The sequence below is a fragment of the Nocardioides sp. Z30_9 genome (assembly GCF_058215735.1).
Genome location: NZ_JBZAJF010000002.1, coordinates 408,459 through 426,249 on the forward strand (window position 1 = coordinate 408,459; position 17,791 = coordinate 426,249).

Annotated in this window: 15 protein-coding genes; 8 read left to right on the forward strand and 7 right to left on the reverse strand. The window is 65.4% G+C overall.

Annotated elements, in window-relative coordinates:
* Window positions 1-40: 40 nt before the first annotated feature.
* The gene (locus AC4BGB_RS12665) at window positions 41-586 is read left to right on the forward strand and encodes a class I SAM-dependent methyltransferase (protein ID WP_490547231.1); all 546 of its coding nucleotides are present in this window, start codon (window positions 41-43) and stop codon (window positions 584-586) included.
* Window positions 587-725: 139 nt separating this feature from the next.
* On the opposite strand, the gene AC4BGB_RS12670 is transcribed toward AC4BGB_RS12665, so the two are convergent.
* The gene (locus tag AC4BGB_RS12670; protein WP_490547233.1) at window positions 726-1,757 is read right to left on the reverse strand and encodes a hypothetical protein; all 1,032 of its coding nucleotides are present in this window, start codon (window positions 1,755-1,757) and stop codon (window positions 726-728) included.
* Between the two features lie 336 nt (window positions 1,758-2,093).
* On the opposite strand from AC4BGB_RS12670, the gene AC4BGB_RS12675 reads away from it, so the two are divergent.
* The 3 genes from AC4BGB_RS12675 to AC4BGB_RS12685 all read left to right on the forward strand — a co-directional run bounded on the left by AC4BGB_RS12675 (window position 2,094) and on the right by AC4BGB_RS12685 (window position 5,393).
* The gene (locus tag AC4BGB_RS12675) at window positions 2,094-3,155 is read left to right on the forward strand and encodes a hypothetical protein (RefSeq protein WP_490547235.1); all 1,062 of its coding nucleotides are present in this window, start codon (window positions 2,094-2,096) and stop codon (window positions 3,153-3,155) included.
* On the forward strand, window positions 3,152-4,393 hold the full coding sequence (locus AC4BGB_RS12680; RefSeq protein ID WP_490547237.1) for a hypothetical protein: 1,242 nt from the start codon (window positions 3,152-3,154) through the stop codon (window positions 4,391-4,393). Before AC4BGB_RS12675 ends, AC4BGB_RS12680 begins: the two co-directional genes overlap by 4 nt.
* Before the next feature lie 175 nt (window positions 4,394-4,568).
* The gene (locus AC4BGB_RS12685) at window positions 4,569-5,393 is read left to right on the forward strand and encodes a hypothetical protein (RefSeq protein ID WP_490547238.1); all 825 of its coding nucleotides are present in this window, start codon (window positions 4,569-4,571) and stop codon (window positions 5,391-5,393) included.
* A gap of 127 nt (window positions 5,394-5,520) precedes the next feature.
* On the opposite strand, the gene AC4BGB_RS12690 is transcribed toward AC4BGB_RS12685, so the two are convergent.
* The 6 genes from AC4BGB_RS12690 to AC4BGB_RS12715 form a co-directional block, all read right to left on the reverse strand.
* Entirely contained in the window at window positions 5,521-6,957 is a 1,437-nt protein-coding gene (locus AC4BGB_RS12690; RefSeq protein ID WP_490547239.1) for an SAVED domain-containing protein, read from the reverse strand.
* 50 nt (window positions 6,958-7,007) lie between these two features.
* The gene (locus AC4BGB_RS12695; RefSeq protein WP_490547240.1) at window positions 7,008-7,481 is read right to left on the reverse strand and encodes a Mov34/MPN/PAD-1 family protein; all 474 of its coding nucleotides are present in this window, start codon (window positions 7,479-7,481) and stop codon (window positions 7,008-7,010) included.
* Entirely contained in the window at window positions 7,478-9,037 is a 1,560-nt protein-coding gene (locus AC4BGB_RS12700) for a ThiF family adenylyltransferase (RefSeq protein ID WP_490547241.1), read from the reverse strand. Before AC4BGB_RS12700 ends, AC4BGB_RS12695 begins: the two co-directional genes overlap by 4 nt.
* Window positions 9,034-10,068, reverse strand: a complete 1,035-nt coding sequence (locus AC4BGB_RS12705; protein ID WP_490547242.1) for an SMODS domain-containing nucleotidyltransferase — start codon at window positions 10,066-10,068, stop codon at window positions 9,034-9,036. Before AC4BGB_RS12705 ends, AC4BGB_RS12700 begins: the two co-directional genes overlap by 4 nt.
* 1,207 nt (window positions 10,069-11,275) lie before the next feature.
* On the reverse strand, window positions 11,276-12,775 hold the full coding sequence (locus AC4BGB_RS12710; RefSeq protein ID WP_490547243.1) for a carboxylesterase/lipase family protein: 1,500 nt from the start codon (window positions 12,773-12,775) through the stop codon (window positions 11,276-11,278).
* A gap of 73 nt (window positions 12,776-12,848) precedes the next feature.
* Window positions 12,849-13,172, reverse strand: coding sequence for a VOC family protein (locus AC4BGB_RS12715; protein WP_490547244.1), 324 nt, complete (start codon window positions 13,170-13,172; stop codon window positions 12,849-12,851).
* Window positions 13,173-13,428: 256 nt separating this feature from the next.
* Between AC4BGB_RS12715 and AC4BGB_RS12720 the strand changes: the two genes are divergently transcribed.
* The 4 genes from AC4BGB_RS12720 to AC4BGB_RS12735 are packed head-to-tail and all read left to right on the forward strand — an operon-like array spanning window position 13,429 to window position 17,762.
* Complete coding sequence (locus tag AC4BGB_RS12720) at window positions 13,429-15,324, forward strand: flavin-containing monooxygenase (RefSeq protein ID WP_490547245.1); 1,896 nt, start codon at window positions 13,429-13,431, stop codon at window positions 15,322-15,324.
* Between the two features lie 44 nt (window positions 15,325-15,368).
* Entirely contained in the window at window positions 15,369-16,148 is a 780-nt protein-coding gene (locus tag AC4BGB_RS12725; RefSeq protein ID WP_490547246.1) for an enoyl-CoA hydratase-related protein, read from the forward strand.
* A complete protein-coding gene (locus AC4BGB_RS12730) occupies window positions 16,145-16,903 on the forward strand; it encodes an SDR family NAD(P)-dependent oxidoreductase (RefSeq protein WP_490547247.1) in 759 nt (252 codons plus the stop codon). Before AC4BGB_RS12725 ends, AC4BGB_RS12730 begins: the two co-directional genes overlap by 4 nt.
* 58 nt (window positions 16,904-16,961) lie before the next feature.
* Window positions 16,962-17,762, forward strand: a complete 801-nt coding sequence (locus AC4BGB_RS12735; RefSeq protein WP_490547248.1) for an SDR family NAD(P)-dependent oxidoreductase — start codon at window positions 16,962-16,964, stop codon at window positions 17,760-17,762.
* The last annotated feature ends 29 nt before the right edge of the window (window positions 17,763-17,791 follow it).

Consider the following 17,791-nt stretch of genomic DNA (forward strand, 5'->3'; position numbering starts at 1 on the left):
CGCGTGCGCGTGTGGGGACTCGCCTCACTAGGGTCGGCGTGTGCGCTTGGTCGAGATCGCCGCTGCTTACGACTCGCGTGCAGACGAGTACATCGAGAAGCTCGGTTCGATCGATCAGATGGCGCCGGAGGATCGAGCGACGATCGCGGCATGGCGAGACGGGGTGGAGGGTCGGCTCCTCGACGCCGGCTCCGGCCCCGGGCACTGGAGCAACGAGCTCTCTGCCGGCGGACGGCGCGACGTGATGGGGGTCGACGCTTCCGCTCGATTCGTGGTCTCGGCCCGGCACCGCTTTCCGCACGTTGGCTTCGTGGTTGGCGATCTTGCCGCGCTTCCCATGGCACCGGGGTCGGTCGGGGGCATCCTCGCGTGGTTCTCGCTCATCCACATGGCACCGGCAGACGTGCCCGTGGCCCTGCGCGAGTTCGCGCGCGTCCTTGTGCCGGGGGGGATCCCTGTTGCTTGGGTTCTTCGACGGCGAAGCTGGGGCACCGCTCGACCATGCGGTGACGACCGCGCACCACTGGTCCGCCGAGGCACTTCGCGAACTTCTCGGGCAACGCGGGCTAGTTGTCGAGTGGGCTGAGGCTCGCCAGGATCCGGGAGTACGGAGACAAGGTGCGCTCCTCGCGACGCTCAATCCCGACGTCTAAAACGCGCTGGGGCATGACGTCCCCTCAACGCTAGATAGGCGCGGCACTCGCGGTGGTATGACGCATCAACGCTTAGAGGTATCCACGATGAGCAAGGATCCTCTGAAGGGCCTCTTCGGTAGCCCTACGGCAAGGCATCGGTGGGCCTCTAGGGGCGAGAACTGTCCCGGCATCATTGAGGTCGAACTGTTGAGCCAGCATGAGCTTGAGGTCGATGGCCATAACCATGACGTCGATACCTGCATAGGCCTGGTCTCCGGTGTCGATGATGGATTCGAGGCGGGCAGCGACGTACTCCTGGCTCCCCTGACGGTTGTCCGTTGGGCCCGCCGCTCGCCGCATTCGTGGGCGAAGAAGGTTTCCACTCCGAGTGAGGCGCCCCGCCTGCTTTGACAAGTATCGAGACTTGACTTCCACTGCCGTCAAGATGTCGTCGATGATGACCAGCAGGTCAAGATCCTGACGGCCTTCATTCCTCGGCATGCCGGCATCGCCCATCGTGACGATCGTCCCGTCAAGTTCGGTTTCGATCAGGGTGCCCGCTGTTTCCTCCCCGAGGGCGCCGATCTGAGCATCGGTAGCCCCGGCAAGGTGCGTGCTCAACGGGAGGGTCTCGGGTTGATCGTAGCGATTGCGAAATGTCTCAATAGCGAAGCTGTCCGCAGAGACGACACCTAACGTGAGAAAGCCGGGCACGTCGGTGTCGTCGATGTAGTGCGCGAGCACGAACATGTGCGAGTCGGGTGCGGCGGCAATGGCTCGCTGTTCCAGTTGCCTATATCTCCTCCCCTCTTCTGACCACCCTCGGTTCAGCGCTCGGTCTTGGACGAACAAGTTGGGTCCATAAAGGCCACCCGACGTGTACGGGATGAAGTGACCCCGATCAATCGCCCGCTGGTCACGGACCTGCGGCAACGGGTAGCCGCGCTGGTAGGCCACCTCCCGTGCTCGAGGAGGTGCGGCGGGACGTCCCACGGCAAGAATCGTGCGTTCGGCTTGCGGGTCGCCCGCGACATCGAACAGATAGTCAGCTGTTCCGTGTGAAAACTGCACGACGTCAGCGCTGGGTGCGTAGGCGCGATAGAGATCCTCGGCCAGGTTCAAGAGGCGGTTCTGCCATCCCCCACCTCGAGCTGGGACGGGACTCCCGCCCCCAGTCTTCCCAAGTTGACCCCGCTGCAGGATTTCCCGGACAAGCTCAGTTGCCCGATGGGCACCCGCTTCGTGATCAGGGCGAGGCACGCAATCACTTCCTCCGGGCCGGCGCCGGCAGGCGACCGTTTCTCACCCGAGAGTATTCCCTCCAAGCAGGCGCAATTGAACTTGCGCCAGAAGACAACACTCTTCATGCCCCCAACATCAATCGGCGTCGCACCGGTCGCCGCGGCTGCTCCTTCAGTATCGTGGTCCCACTTCAGGAGCTGATGATTGGGAAAGGTCATGGCGGACGCGGAAAAAGTAGCGTTGAAGACGCTGGCCTTAAACATCATCCGAGGCCAGACAAACGCATACATCAAGGAGCTGCTGCGCGAGAACGGTGTGAAGATCGGAGCCACTAAGGAGGACTTCGACCGCAACCTAACGAAAGCGATCGACGAGGGCACGCTTACTCGAGAAATCATCGAAAAGTGGCTTAACCAGGTCGAAGGCTGGGGGCAGCAGCATGTCTACGTCTATCAACTGACCGACGAGCTCAAGAACGCGTTCGGTACCGCAGCTAAGGCAAAGGAGCAGGTGGCGCGAGCCGGCCTCTCTCAATACTGGAACCAGCCCACGACCGGCAAGGTGGACTGGCCCGCGGATCAGGACCTTCACCTGGTCTCGATCACATATGAGGACTCGCTCCGGTTCCATTGGTACAAGGGCACGCAGTATTGGGTCAGAACACGGGAGGAGGAGAAGCTGGACAAACCGATCGAGCAGATCGAGGGCTTCTTCTACCAGTTCCGGGCCTATCGAGGACGGGCACTGCGCGAAGTGATGCGGTTCGAAATCCGCCCGCAAGATGGGATGGCAGCCCTGTTCATTCCGCAGTCAAGAACATCAAAAGATCACGCAGCAGCCAACGAGCAGGCGCACCAGATGATCGGCAAGGTTCTTGACTGGGCGGCCTTGGCGCAATACCCCATGTTGGTCGGGGCCATCATCAGAAACTTCGACCAGGAGCTGTCGCTTCAAGACGCGAACGATCGCATCGCGAGTCCTCAAACGACTCGGCTACGGAGCGGAGTCGCATACGTCGAGTTCGGCGCCATCGGTGAGGCCGGCAGCTATCTCGACTCCGCCGAAGTGAAGAACCTTCGCGGAGGGCTTCGCAGCAAGGACGACATCGCGGGCTACCAGGGCACCTCGGCGAAGTTCGTGTTCAAGGAGGGCCTTGGCAGAGTGGAGTTATTCGACAGCGACGGCCGTATCAAGCTGTGGTCAAGCCTTACCGCAGAGCGCGTATGGCAGATCCTGAGGACTCTCAAGAAGTTCGAAACCCTAGGACCTCAGAAATGACGCAGCCGGACTGGCCCCGGCTGTATGCACAGCACCCGGAGCCGCTCGTCGCCGAACTCAAGAAGGCATTCGAACGCGGCAGCATCGCCTACACGGCCGCAGAGTTGGCCGGCGACGCGTCCACTGCGACACACAAGCTCACCGCGCAGCAAGCGCAGACGTTGTTGGAGAGCGCCGGGGACTGGCTCGTCCAGGAGCCGATACCCGGTGAGATCGATCCCGACTTCCCGGACGAGACACCACCACCCCAGGGAGTGCGCTTCGTCTGGCGGGGTGCACCACGCCGTACCACCGAGTGGCTACTGCTCATCCACGGCATGAACACAAAGGGCGCCTGGCAGCAGTACCTCTCGTTCGACCTGGGCCTCTGGCACGGGCTCAGCATCCCAACCTTCGTGCACAAATACGGCGTGATCCGACTCGGCGTGATCTTGCCTTGGCGGCGGCGCAAGTTCAAAGGTGACCTAGCTAGAGAAATCGTGCAACTGAGCGAGCAAGCTCCGGGATTCGGCGTGGGACGCATCCCGGACGTGGTGGCCCACAGCTTCGGCACCTGGCTGATCGGTCACATCCTGCTCGACGAGCTCAAGCGCAAACGCCAGCAAGAGACGGGCCAACCCAGTAAACCCCTCGGGCTAAAGCTAGGGCGAGTAATCCTGACCGGCTCGATTCTGCGACCGGACTTCGACTGGTCATCGCTGCAGGCAGCGGGTCTGGTCGAAGACGTTCTAAACATCTACGGCACCAAGGACGTCGTCGTTCCACTAGCGCACTGGACGATCTTCGACTCCGGACCCTCCGGCCAACGTGGCTTCGACATCCCTGCAACGCGGTCGGTCGCCAACGAGGTCGTCAATGTCAAGGCAGACTTCGCCCACTCACAGGCCCTCTCCGACTCAGAGCGCTATGAGGGCCACAAGAAGACGTGGAAGCCCTTCCTGACCAATCCCGTGGAACAGGCGTCTCTCGGGCTAACAACTACCAACCCGCGGCAGATCTGGAGGCCCGCCTGGTGGCCGCTCAGAGGAACGGTGCTACCCCTCACTGGCGCGCTAGTGCTGCTCTCCGTGTTTGTGGGGGGTGCGCTCGCGCTTGGATCTCCGCTGGCGTCGCTCGACCAGCACTTTGGGGACGAGGTGTGGCAGATGGCCGCCTACTTCGGCTTTGTTGTCCTCGGACTTGGCATCCTCCACTTGTTGTACCTGGTGTGGTCCACGATACGGAGAGCCTGGAACTGAGCCCTCCTATAGGAGGCGTCAGCGTCTAAGACCGCTTGGCAAGGGCACCCGATCGCGGCGGAGAGACGCTGCTCTACGACGAACGCGAACAGCAGACCAGTTGTGGCCGACCCCTGCCATCCCAGCGCAGCTGGGCGACTAATCTGCATGCTCAAGTGCTCGACTAGGAGGGGCCATGTCGGACGTAACGCGACCGCTCGCCGCCGATGACGCCCAAGTCCCCTCTGAGGACGATCTGCGAGGCCTATGCGAGGACTTGTTGCGTAGCTGGGCTCAGGACTATTCCGACATTGGCTCGATCGAGCTTGGCAGTGAGGACCAAGCGCCCGACGCTGTCCGGTTCACCATCGTGCTGGCGTTCGTCGCGCACAGCCACCACGTGACTACCGCCGCCGCTGACCTAATGCATGCCGGCGACTACCTCTCTGCCATTCCGCTCCTTCGCCTCGGCTACGAGTCGGCTCTGACGGCTGCCTGGGCGGCGCACTCGGAGGACGCTGCCCGGGCGTTGCAGGTCCAGTACGTAGAGACGGCGCGGAAGCTGCGAAGCAATGCGGACAGGACGGGTTGGTTTGACGGCCTCCTGAGCGATCCGCCCGCCTTTGATGTCGTCGATGCAGCTCCGAGCGCCAGAGGTCAAGCTGCGAGATTCGCCGATCTTTGTCTTGCTCTTGAGCCCCACGGTGAATGGCTCTACACCCTGTATCGACTCCTGTCTGGGTACTCCCACCCTTCCGGAAGCGTCCTTCGAGCATTCGCCCCGGGAGAAGTAGGCGACTCGGTCTCGCTGAGCCCAGATCAGCCCAACGAGCATCGGTCCTGGTGGCACGCTGCAGCGACGAACCTTCTCCACGCTGGGCAGGCACTCGATCGACTCGACGCATCCCGTTCTCGTCAGGATGTGCTTGCTAAGGCCGGCGAGGTCGTCGGCTGGTCCGAGCCGCTCAGATTGTCTGACCTGGCGGCGGCCAAAGTGGCGGAAGCACGAGCTCAGCGGTAGCTCCGATCGAGGGTGTGGTGCGTGTGCTCGTGCCCTTGGGCCCAGCTGCCGAGCATGCGGCGGAATGACGCACCCAGCCGCTACGGTGTTCGGCCCCGCGCCGACCGTTGCCTGCCGCGAAGTTAGATCAAGCGTGAATGATGAAGGTGGGGGCGTATCCCGCCCCTGCACCTAGGTGCTCGTAGACGATCGTCGTCGTGACCGCGTTCCAGCGGTGCCCGAGGAAGATCGCGAGTCCATTCGGGCCTGCGAGGAACAGGTGCACTTTTCGGTCTGTGCCTCCAGTTGTCAGCGCAGCGCGCACTCGCTGGCGAACCTCGCCCACGATGCCGACTGAATGACCAGCGCCATCGACCGAGTGGTCGTGCTCTCCTTCATCGGGTATGTATGTCCGGAGTTCGGAAACTGGGATTCGTTCAACTGCGAGGAAGTTCAGCACGTCGTCTGTTGCTCTCGCTGCTGTGGCGACGAGGACAGCCAGGTCGTCTCCTTGGCCCACGTCGTAAGTGCGTTCCTGGATCCGAGGGTCCTGTCGGGTCGCGTCCGTTGCCCACCGTGTGGGCCCTTGCGTGTACACGAGGTCGAAGCCGCGGGTCCTGGGGAACGTGCTCCCTACGACGAATGCGGAGGCTTGCCGCATGTGGCCACGGAGGAAGACGCGCCGGTACCCCTGGGCTTCGATGGAGTCAGCGGCGGCACGGAGGTCTGATGCGGCTTGTTCGTAGAGGGCTGGCGAGGTGCGGGCCCGGCGTAGCGCTGGTTCGTTCTCGTTGTAGTGGGAGACCCAGTTCATGCGAAAGGTGGCTGCTTCTGGGCTGCGGTCGTGGTCGATGTCCTCGACCAGCAGTGTTGCGGTCGGTGGCTGTGCGGACAGCCCGAGAGTTTCCACGACCGCGAGGACGTCTGCCGCGGCGACTTCTCGGCGGCCGTCGCGGACCCAGGCGCCAGCGGCGCTGATGCCGCTGTTGAGTGCGTCGTCGCTGGCGGCGAGGCCCGCTGCGAGCATCAGGGTTCGTGCCTGTTCGCGTTCTCCTGCGAGGTCTCGGCCGGCACGGATGCGGAGCTTCGACAGCATCGCCAGCAGCTCGTCACGCTCAACTTCGAGATGATCGGCCCAGCCTGCGAGTGCCTTGCCTGCGGCAGATCCAGGCGCCGCGTTCGCGGCGAAGGGCATGAGCATGCCGGTGCGGCCGTCGGTCTGAGACAAGAGCGGATGCTCCGGGTCCACCGGTCTGTTGGACATGACTTGCATGTGGAAGGGCGCGCGCCCCGCCCGGTCGCGGATGACGACGTACGAGTCGTAGAGCTTCTTCAGCAGAGACCTTGTCCCGTTTCTTGGGACTGTCGTCAGGTACTTCTCATCGAGAAAGTTGGACTCTCGGATGGTCCACTTGAGCTGCTGGAACAGGTCACCTACTTGGTCCAGATCTTTGGAACGCAGAACGACGTCGTCGAGGTTCCCGAGGCCGTTCATCTCCATCTGGACGGACTCGTACCGGGCTGCGGGCAGGATGAGTTGGAGGGCAGCCGCCCATGCTGCGAGGTCTTGGTATTCGTCGCCCATGCGTCTCACGGCGGATGCGGATGCTGGCCCTGTCGCAGGTTCGGTGTCGCTCAACTTGCCTTCTCCTGTTGGTTGTCCTCCCCGTACGGGGTCAGGGTGGTGCGCGCCGCGATTCCTCGTCGGGCGGTAAGGACGTCGAGCCTCTCATCGCTGCGGTGCACGATGAGCACGAGCGGCCGCCGCATCACTCGTGAGTCTTTCTTGAGCGAACGCTTGTCGGTTTGGCTGGGGCCCACGGGGGCTGGGTGGGCGTGCCAGTCGCCAACGTAACCCAGCCATGGGTGCTCGGCTCTGACGAGGAACTGAGTGAGCGCTTCGTTGGCCCGCGTCTCGCTGCGCGTCCAGCTGGTCTGTGTGGCATCGGGGTCCGGGACCTCAAGGATGTGGCGGACGACGATGGTTTCGCCATCGATCCAGCCGATGAGGAGACCTCCGGTCTCCTTCGGTTCGCTGCGTTGGGCGGTTGTGGTGAGCGCCGGAGCGACACTGGGGTGGAGAGAAACGCGCTGCCGCCGCCCGATCATTCCGGTTCCCCACAGGTCAGTGATGTCACTCGTCCGGCCACGTCATACGGCGCTTCGGGTTGTGCAACCAGCACGTCTACGGTCGTGGGCGGCGCGGACCCCTTCTCTTGAAGTTCAAGGGTCGCGACCTCGACAACAAGGGTTGCTGCGCGCAGCACTGACGCTGGCGACGTTACCGATACCGGATCCCCGCACCCCTGGTCTTCGAGCGCGACCTCGTTCGGGTCTCGCTTAAGGGGAGGTAGGTGCTCTTCCTCAATGCCGATGGTCAGCCGGTCAACGCGGACCACCTGTCCTTGACGCTGCAGGCAAGCGGAGAGGACGGAGCAGTCACCGCCGCTGGCTTCTTGGTCGCCGGCGGCCACGGCGAACACGCTTGTCGCGCGGGCGTCTGCGGTGGCATCCACGACCAGGTCATGGCAGGCGACTATGCGGCGGGCAACCGCGAGGGTGTTCACGCTCGTCGGGTAACGCTCCACTGCATCCTTATCGGCCCCAAGGCGAACCAGTTGGTTTCGTACGACATCAACCTTCAAGAACCCGACCTCTTCGAGAGTCCCCGCGTGTCGCACCACGTTCCCTGGCAGCAACGTGTCGGCGTCGTAGAGCGCAAATTCGCGGACGCCGGAACGATAAAGAAGGTCGGCTGCGAACGACCCGATGGCACCGCACCCGACGATGGCGACCGATGCCGGAGCCAGACCTTGGGCCTGCGGACCGGCACGCAAAGACCTACCAGCGGGCGATTCGTCAGCACACTCGCACGCCTCGAGAACCCCTCGCGCTCCCAGACGAACAACGAGCACCCCCGGCTTGCCGTTCCGGGTGTAACGAAGGTGGATGTACCTAACCGCACGGAGACCTGCCAACGACACCAACCGGTACGAGTCCGCGACGGTACCGAGAAGGTCCTGCCAGGAGCTGATCGGTCGGCTCAGTTCGCCGACGTCTTCGATCCAGCAGGCGCCCACGTCCTTGCGGCGCAGCTTGCTGGGCTTCTTCGGTAGCGCTTGTGCGATACGAGCGACTTCACTAGTCATGCGGACCGTCGCGGGAGCTCCAGTCGTCGCGACCCGAACTGCGGCACGGTCGCGCCTTGACGTGGCATCGGAGTCGAACAGGACTAGCTCCTGACACCTGGGCAGGTACCGCTCAAGGTCGCACGCGTCGTCGTCGAGCCAACCGGAATCGGTTTCTTCCAGCCAGCCCCGGACACGAACGAGGAGGGCGTCCGCCGTCAGCCACGGCGCTAGCTCCACGGGGTGGTTTCGCTCCCACAGGCAGAGGTTCCCCGACAAGGCCGGGTCAACGCCCGATTCTGGCCGATCGACGTGAAAGGTGACGTCGACGCCAGGATCACCGACGAGGTTCACAGTCGGCGGCGCGAATGGAAACGCTTCACCGAACGTGACTTGGACCTTCGTCGTGCGCGTCTGGCCCGAAGCTGGCGTCCACTCAACCTCACCGCGCAGCCGTACTCCGTTGTCCGAGAACCCTGCTGCGACTAGTTCTTCGGCGTAGGTCTCGCGGCTCGGTAGGAAGAAGTCATAGATCATGCGTACCGGCCGTCACCCGCCGGAACGGTGGATGAACCGGGCAGGATCGACGACGTAGTCTTCTGGGTGCCGTCTGGATTACAGTAGTCGGGCAGCGGGAACACGTACTCTTCGTTCTCCGTGAACTTCGTGACGCCCAAGAGCTTGCGCCACTTGACCGCCGCTTGACAGGTGCTCTTGTCTTCGAGCGCCTCCTCGGCCAAGGTCGCTGCCTCTGAGAGCGTGACGGCTGCGGCGTCGATCTCGTCGTCCGTGGCCTTCGTAGAAATGATCTTCCCCTCCAGGGTCGGGTCGGCGAGGCCGCCGTCCTCGACAATGGTCGCCATGGCGTCCGCGACCCCCCGAAGAACCTCAGTCAGATAGTTGGCGACCGTCTTATGGTCGGGCTCAAGGTCGTTGAAGACCTGCAAGGTGAGGACCTCGATGTAGAACCCACCGGGGTGGTCGTCAAGCCAAGTGCGCCGGATCTGCCGCATCAGCTTCACCGTCGGCACGTAGATGCCGGGGTTCTGGTCGCTGTCGTCGAGGACGAATTCCTTATTGGCCTCGGTGGACAGCTCAGTCATCCGCGTCGGGTTCGTCTCCACCCAGGTTGCGTTGCCGTCGTCCTCAATCCGTTCCGGAATCTGCCAGTGGTCGTCCGGATGGTCAACACACGGGCGCGCGATGACGACATCGACCGACAGGTCGAAGCCGGGGAAATCGACCTTCACCGACCGCCGCTGCCGTTCAACCACCCCCGGGAAGGCGTCCTCGAGCACAGCGGTCACGTGGTCCAAAATGTCGCCTGGCCGCAACGTCTCGTCCGCCTTGTTCAGCCGCGCAAAAACATCCACATCCTTGATGCGTTTGATGGACACGTGCCGCTTGTACGAGCCGATGAGAATCGGGTCCACCCCGAGCTTCTTCAGCCGATCGTCGGCCTTGAGCGCCTTGGCGACATCCTTATGTGCCTCGATGGCGTGTTCGACGTCGGCGTCTGGCTCGACGTGGCTAAGCGCGTCGGCGAACTGTGCTGCGAGGGTGGCCATCGACCGTCCTTGATCTCGGGGACCTCAGGATACGAGGTCCCTCCGACACATCTGGGTCTTGCATAAAGGTGACTTTGCAACCTGTGCCTCAAGTCGAATAAATCTCGCAAATTGGAAACGCGGCGTAAACCAACCGATTGTAGGGGCTTCCGGCGCAATGCCTCGCGTCATTCTGGGTGGTAAGACGCCGGTTGCGGCGGCAGTGATGCCTCGGGCACCTCTTGAGCCTGGGCTTCCTTAAACTTGCACCTCGCGGGCGAGAGGTGATGCGCATGGCAAGTAGGCGGGCGAGCAACAGGCGTGCACAGGTGTTCGATGGTCGGTTAGCAGGCCGCCCATTTGTCGTTGAAGGCGTGTTGTGCGCCGACTGCGGCGCTCCCATGCTTGAGCGTGCGCGCAGCGATGAAGCCGGCCGCTGGATCCACGCGGACTGTAATGTGCTTCCGCCGCGCACAGCCATTGAAGGACACATTCTGCTGCACCGTGCGCAGCAGTTAGGGGTAGCGATCGAGGACGGACAAGACATCATCTCGGAGGAAGAACTCGGGGCTCTGGCAGATGATTGGATCCGGAATTGGTCGATCGTCAGAGCATCGGCCGGTGTTAGTGACTGTCCCGTATGCAGAAATCCCATGGTCCGTGGTGAACCGCTCGCGATCACATCGTCAGGTGCGGTAGCGCACAGCGGGTGTCCCACCCACCCCATCAGTGCGACCGCAAGGCAAGACGCTTGGGTAGGGCCCGCCGGAGTCCGGAATAGGGGCGGCGTCGTCGCGTTTCCAGGAGCAGTGGGCGACGGCGAACCAATGCAGGCGCGCATGTCGCACGTTGCGGCAGCGCTTGTTCAGAGAATTGGCAGTGCACCCTTGGGAAAGGTGACGATTTCAACTTGCGCTTGCGCCCAGATCGGAGCGCATATCCAGGCCCTGCTGGGCGACATCGCCACGGTTCGGTTCGGATGGCCCTCAGAGAATGCCCTGCTTCTGGGAATCGACGCGAAACATCGAGCGGCTGCCGTGTCTCGACTTCAACGGCTCTCACACGGGTAGTGACCCCGGGCCTGCGTCAACGCGGTTGGTCATTCGGTGCCATCAGCAGACGAGCACACGTGGGTTGAGTGCACGGAGTGAGATCACGATTCCCATCGGGAACGACGCACGCGCCCCGCTCGAGGGGTCGCCCGCGTCGAAGCATGAGTCCTTCTGGACTACCTGATCCCGTCCCACACCCCCCGCTCCTCGCCATCAGGATCATCAACCACCGCGACCTGCTCGGAGATCACACCGGTGGTCCGGGTCGCGCCGGTGTACGGCGCCCAGCCCGGGCCTCCCGAGGTCACGAACGCCACCCACGCCGCGTGCGCGGTGTCGGCGACCTTCTGAGACGGGGTGTCGCCGATCAGCGGCTTGGTCTGGTCGAGGGCGATGTTGTCGAAGACGAACGGGATCTCGACCGCGTGGCAGGCGCCGTAGTTGTTGTTGTCGGCCCGGCCCGGGTGGTCGAACCGGTAGGCCCACGTCTCGCCGCCGCCGGTCTCGCGGGCCTCGGCGTGCCGGATCGCGGGTACGGCGAAGAACCAGTCCGTGATCACCGCTGACAGCACGTCGCCGGGGGAGGCGTCGGGGCGGTTCTTGCGGTAGAGCTCCAGGCCCTCCGGCGAGAGGCCGTACGCCGCTGCGGTGCCCGCCAGCGTCGGCTCGTCCACGAAGTCGATCACGCCCGGCGCGAGCAGGAAGAGCCGGAACTCCTCGCGGTTGGTGCCGAGCAGCACAGGGACCTCGGCGGAGGCGCCGGCGGCGAACGCCTCCAGCGGGGCCTCGGGGAGCGCCGTGCCGTCGACCACCGGCGCGAACGGCAGCAGGTTGAGGGTCAGCGATCCCCAGGTAGTTGGGTCGGGTGCGTTGCGCACCTCGAGGATGAGCGCGGTCGCGGCGGCGACCAGCTCGGCCGGCTCCACCCCCGCGAATGCCTCCCGCGTGGGCTCGATCCCGAGGTTCGTGGCGAGGGCGCGCGAGACCTTCAGCCCGAGGTCGGGGGTCAGGGTGTGCGAGCCCGCGCCCGACTGGGTGATCGCCTGGGCGAACAGGCCGCGCGCCGACGGCATCGCGAGCAGGGTGGTCACGCTCATCGCCCCGGCGGACTCGCCCGCGACGGTCACCCGCGCCGGGTCGCCGCCGAAGGCCGCGATGTTGTCCTGGACCCACCGGAGCGCGGCGACCTGGTCCTGCAGGCCGAGGTTGACGGTCCCGGCGGCCAGGTCGTCCTCGGTGTAGAGGAATCCCTCGGCCCCGAGCCGGTAGTTGATGGTCACGCAGACCACGCCGTCGCGCGCGAACGAGGTCCCGTCGTACTCCAGCACGGAGCCGGAGCCGTTCATGAACGAGCCGCCGTGGATCCACACCAGCACCGGCAGCCCGCCGCCGCCGGTGAGCGCGGTGCTCGGGGTCCAGACGTTCAGGTTCAGGCACTCCTCGCCCGGGATCACCTGCTCGGGCAGCAGCGGCTGGTACGGCACCGGGTAGTCGCCCTTGGGGCAGGTCGGCCCGTACGCCGTCGCGTCCCGCACCCCGTCCCACGGCAGCACGGGCTGGGGCGGAGCCATCCGCCGCTCGCCGAACGGCGCCGCGGCGTACGGGATCCCGAGGAACGCCGCCACGCTCCCGTCGTCGCTGCCCCGGACCTGACCGCCACTGACCTGTACGTCCATGCTCGCCCCAGTTCCCGCGACGTGTTCGCTGATGCATCGCAGTCTGCTCCCAGGGACGAGACCGGTCCAGCAATCAGCTCTGGTTCAGCTCCTGCGCGAGCATCACGATGATGCCGCTGGGGCCGCGGACGTAGGTGAGCTTGTAGACGTCCTCGTAGTTCGCCACGCCACGCAGCGGGTGGCAACCGTGCCGTGCCGCGATCTCCAGCGCCTCGTCGATGTCGTCGACGGAGAAGGCGTCGCGGTGCATGCCGATCTCGTTGGGTTGGGTGGGCTCGGTCTCGATCGCCTCTGGGTGGAGGTACTCGAACAGCTCGAGACGACCGTTGCCGTCCGGTGTCTGGAGCATGGCGATCTTCGCGTGGTTGCCGTCGAGGCCGCGGCCGTATCGGTCCACTCCCCGCTGACCTCGGCACGGCCGAGGACGGTCAGTCCGAGGTCGGTGAAGAACGCGATCGTCGCCTCGAGGTCGCGTACGGCGATGCCGACGTTCTCCAGCCTGATGGGCATGCCTGGCACGTTACCGGGCCGCGAGGCCACGCGGTCCGCACGCCGGGGGTGGACCGAACCGGGCATGCGGCATCCCTTGACTTGTGGCCCTGATCACTGCAATCCTTGCAATGATTGCTTTGTTAGCAGTGAAAAGGAGACACATGTCTGCCCCCGAACGTGCTCAGGTCGAGGCCGCCGTCGCGCAAGCGAACGTCAGCGTGCTGCGCATGGCCCTCTACCAGCTGACCCGCGACCCTGAGCTTGCGGAGATGCAGGTCAACCAGGAGCCGCGCCGCGGTGGCGCCTTCCACTCACCGATCGTCGACGAGCGGCACGCCGAGACGATCCGGCGCAAGGCCGTGGAGTTCCTGCTCTCGGGGGAGGCGACCCAGGAGCGAGCGCTGCCGAGCGACGACGAGCTGCGCTCGATGATGCAGCTGATGACGGGCACCGCCCCGGACGACGTCGAGTTCCGGCACGGCCGGGAGGAGCTCGCCTTCGACGAGTTCCCGCGCGAGGCCACCTGGCACGACGAGAAGCCGTCGATCCCCGAGGGGTTCTCGGTCGCGATCATCGGCGCCGGCCCGAGCGGGATCGCCGCCGCGGTGCAGTTCGAGCGGCTCGGCATCCCCTACGACGTGTACGAGCGTGAGCCGGCGGCCGGCGGCACCTGGCAGGTGAACAGCTACCCGGAGGCCCGGGTCGACACGAGCAGCTTCCTCTACCAGTTCAAGTTCATCAAGAACTACCCGTGGTCGGAGTACTTCGCCGCCGCGGACGAGGTGAAGAAGTACGTCCAGCACACCGCGGACGAGTTCGGCGTCACCCCCCACATCCAGTTCAACTCCTCGCTCGAGGGCGCGTCCTTCGACGACGAGACGAAGTCCTGGACGCTCACCCTGAAGAGCCCGAACGGGAGCGTGCGGCAGGCGACCGCCAACGTGATCGTCAGCGCCGCCGGACAGTTCTCCACGCCCCGGTTGCCGGACATCCCCGGTGTCGAGGACTTCCAGGGTCCGTTCTTCCACACCACCGCGTGGGACTCCTCCTTCGACCCGAGCGGCAAGGTCGTCGCGGTGATCGGCAACGGGTCGACCGGCGTCCAGCTCACGCCGTGGCTCGCCGAGCACTCCGAGAAGCTCTTCGTCCTGCAGCGCACGCCGCAGTGGATCTCTCCGATGGAGGGCTACCGGGCAACGATCACGCCTGAGATCCGCTGGCTCTTCGACCACGTTCCCTACTACTGGAACTGGTACTGCTTCCACACCCAGGTCACGACCAACGGGATGCAGCTGGCCCAGGAGTACGACCGCGAGTGGCAGGCCGGCGGCGGGCTGATCAGTGAGCGCAACGACGCCCTCCGAGCCGCGCTCACCGACTACATCCAGGAGCAGCTGGCCGGGCGGCCCGACCTCATCGAGAAGGTCACGCCCGACTACGCCCCGCTGGCGCGGCGGCTCGTCGTCGACAGCGGCTGGTACGAATCGCTGCTGCGACCCGACGTCGAGCTCGTCGCCGAGGGCATCGACCACATCGAGGCCGACGCCATCGTCACCAAGGACGGCCGCAGGCTCGAGGTCGACGCGATCGTGTTCGCGAGCGGGTTTGACGTCAGCAAGTACCTCTACCCCACGGAGTACGTCGGGTCGGGCGGCGCGGACCTCCAGAACCTGTGGTCCAAGGACGGTCCGCGTGCCTACCTCGGGATGACGCTCCCCGGCTTCCCCAACCTGTTCGTCTTCTACGGCCCGAACGCACAGCCCCGCTCGGGGGCGTTCGTCACCTGGAGCGAGATCTGGTCGCGGTACGCCGCCCAGGGCGTCGTCCACCTCCTGGAGAACGGCGCCTCCTCCTTCGAGCTGCGTCCGGAGGTCTTCGACGACTACCAGGCGGAGATCGACGCCGCCCACAGCGACCTGATCTGGCTGGGCGAGGCCCCGGCCGACAAGAACTACTACGTCAAGGACGGTCGCCAGATCGTGCACTGGCCGTTCCGCAACGAGGACTACTACAACCGGGTGTCGTCCTTCGACCCCGGCGACTTCACCGTCTCCTGAGCCCGCACGTCGCCCGACCCGAACCCAGACCGAAAGAGGACTGCATGAACACGCTCGTGATCGAGCAGCAGGACCGGGTGGTCACGGTCACCCTCGACCGCCCACCCGTGAACGCAGTGACCCTGGAGATGCAGCGTGAGCTGTCCTCCTTCTTCGCCGGCCTCGCCGAGGACAAGAGCATCGGTGCCGTCGTGCTGGCGGCGGCCGGCGATCGCGCCTTCTGCGGAGGCATCGACCTCAAGGAGGTCGCGGCCAAGGGCGCGGCCGGCGACTCGCTGCAGGCGCTGACCAACCCCGGGTGGCAGTGGCGCGCGACGCAGCACGTCATCCGCCACGCGGCCGTGCCGGTCATCGCAGCCGTCGAGCGGCCCGCGATCGGTGCCGGCTTCGGGCTGATCGGGGTCTGCGACCTCATCATCGCCGCCGAGCGCGCGACCTTCGCCCTGACCGAGATCAACGTCGGCCTGCTCGGTGGCGGCAGCAAGGCGATGAACCTGCTCGGCCCGCGCAAGGCCCGGATGATGATGTTCACCGGCCGGCCCGTGACCGCCGCGGACATGCACCGTCTCGGCGCCGTCGAGGAGGTCGTCCCCGACGGCCAGGCGCTGAGCGTCGCCCAGGAGCTCGCCGCGGAGATCGCGTCCAAGAGCCCGCTCGCGATCCGGATGGCCAAGGAGTCGCTCGTCCGCATCGAGGGCGACGAGATCGAGCGGCAGTACCGCACCGAGTGGGACTACACGAACCGGCTCGGGCACCTCAACGACTCGCGCGAGGCGATGAGCGCCTACCTCGAGAAGCGCGAGCCCCAGTGGACCTGGTCATGAGCGAGCCGAAGCTGCTCGCCGAGCAGGTCGCCGTCGTCACCGGCGGCGCGAGCGGGATCGGCCTGGCCGCCGTACGCCTCCTGTGCGAGGACGGAGCCCGCGTGGTGATCGTCGATCGCGACCCCGAGGCGTCCCGCAACGCCGTGCAGGACCTGACCGACGCCGGGTACGACGTCCGCAGCGAGCTCGTCGACATCTCCTCGCAGGAGAGCGTCGACGCGCTGGCCGAGACCCTGCTCGCCGAGCTCGGGCGCGTCGACATCCTGGTCAACAACGCCGGCGTCAACGCCGAGGCGATGAAGCTGTGGGAGACCCCGCCCGAGATCTTCGAGAAGATGTGGCGGGTCAACCTGTTCGGCACCTACCTGATGTGCCGGGCCTTCGTCCCGGCGATGCTGGAGCGGGGCTACGGCCGGATCGTCAACGTGGCGAGCGTCGCGGGCAAGGAAGGCAACACCGGCAGCAGCGCCTACTCCTCTGCCAAGGCGGCGGCCATCGGCATGACCAAGTCGCTCGGCAAGGAGCTCGCCGGCAGCGGCGTGATCGCCAACGCGGTCACGCCCGGCGTGATCCGTACGCCGCTCGCCATGCGCACGACGCCGGAGCACATCAAGCGGCTCGCGGCGAAGATCCCGATGGGACGCATCGGCGAGCCCGAGGAGGTCGCCGAGATCATCCGGTGGGCCGCGAGCCCGCGCTGCTCCTTCACCACCGCGTCCGTCATCGACGCCAGCGGCGGCCGGACCACCTACTGAACGCCGGTCGCGGAGACGTTCCGCGACCCGACACACCACTGATGAAAGCAGGACGAGCGTGAGCCTCGACAACAGCCCCATCGCCGACTACGTAGCGAAGGCCTCCCTGGTCAACACCTGCGTGATCGTCATCGGAGCCGGCAACGGAATCGGCCGTCAGGCGGTCCACGCGCTGGCCCAGGTCGGCGCGAGCGTGATCTGCGTCGACCTCGACCGCGAGCGTGCAGAGGCGGTCGCGCGGGAGGTCGGAGGCACGGCACTCGTCGCGGACGCCTGCGAGCGCGACGGGGTCAAGGAGATCCTTGCGGCGGCAGCCGAGCACGAGCACCCGCTGGGGAGCATCGTCGACATCATCGGCATGGCGGCGTTCGGCAACCTCGACGAGCACACCGACGAGATGTGGGCCCGCAGCGAGCGGATCAACCTGCGCCACGCGGTGCTGGTCGTCGAGCTCGGTGGAGCCGCGCTGGCCGCGGCCGGGGGCGGCACCATGGTGTTCGTGGCGTCGATCAGCTCGACGTACGGCACCCAGCACCACGGGGCGTACGGCGCCCACAAGGCCGCCCTGATGTCGCTGGTGAAGACCGCTGCCGTCGAGCTGGGACCGAAGGGCGTCCGCGTCAACGCCGTGGCTCCGGGCGTCATCTGGACCGAGCGGATGGGCTCCGCCATCGGAGAGGACAACCGAGCCGTCTTCGCGGCGAACACGCCCACCGGTCGCCTCGGCGAGGCGAGCGACGTCGCCGGCCCGATCTCCTTCCTGGCCACCGAGCTGTCCTCGCACGTCAACGGTCAGTCCGTCTTGATCGACGGAGGCGTGGGCGTAAGGTTCCCGTACCCGGTGGACCTCCTGGTATGAGTCCCCCGGTCCGGACAACATCTCGACGG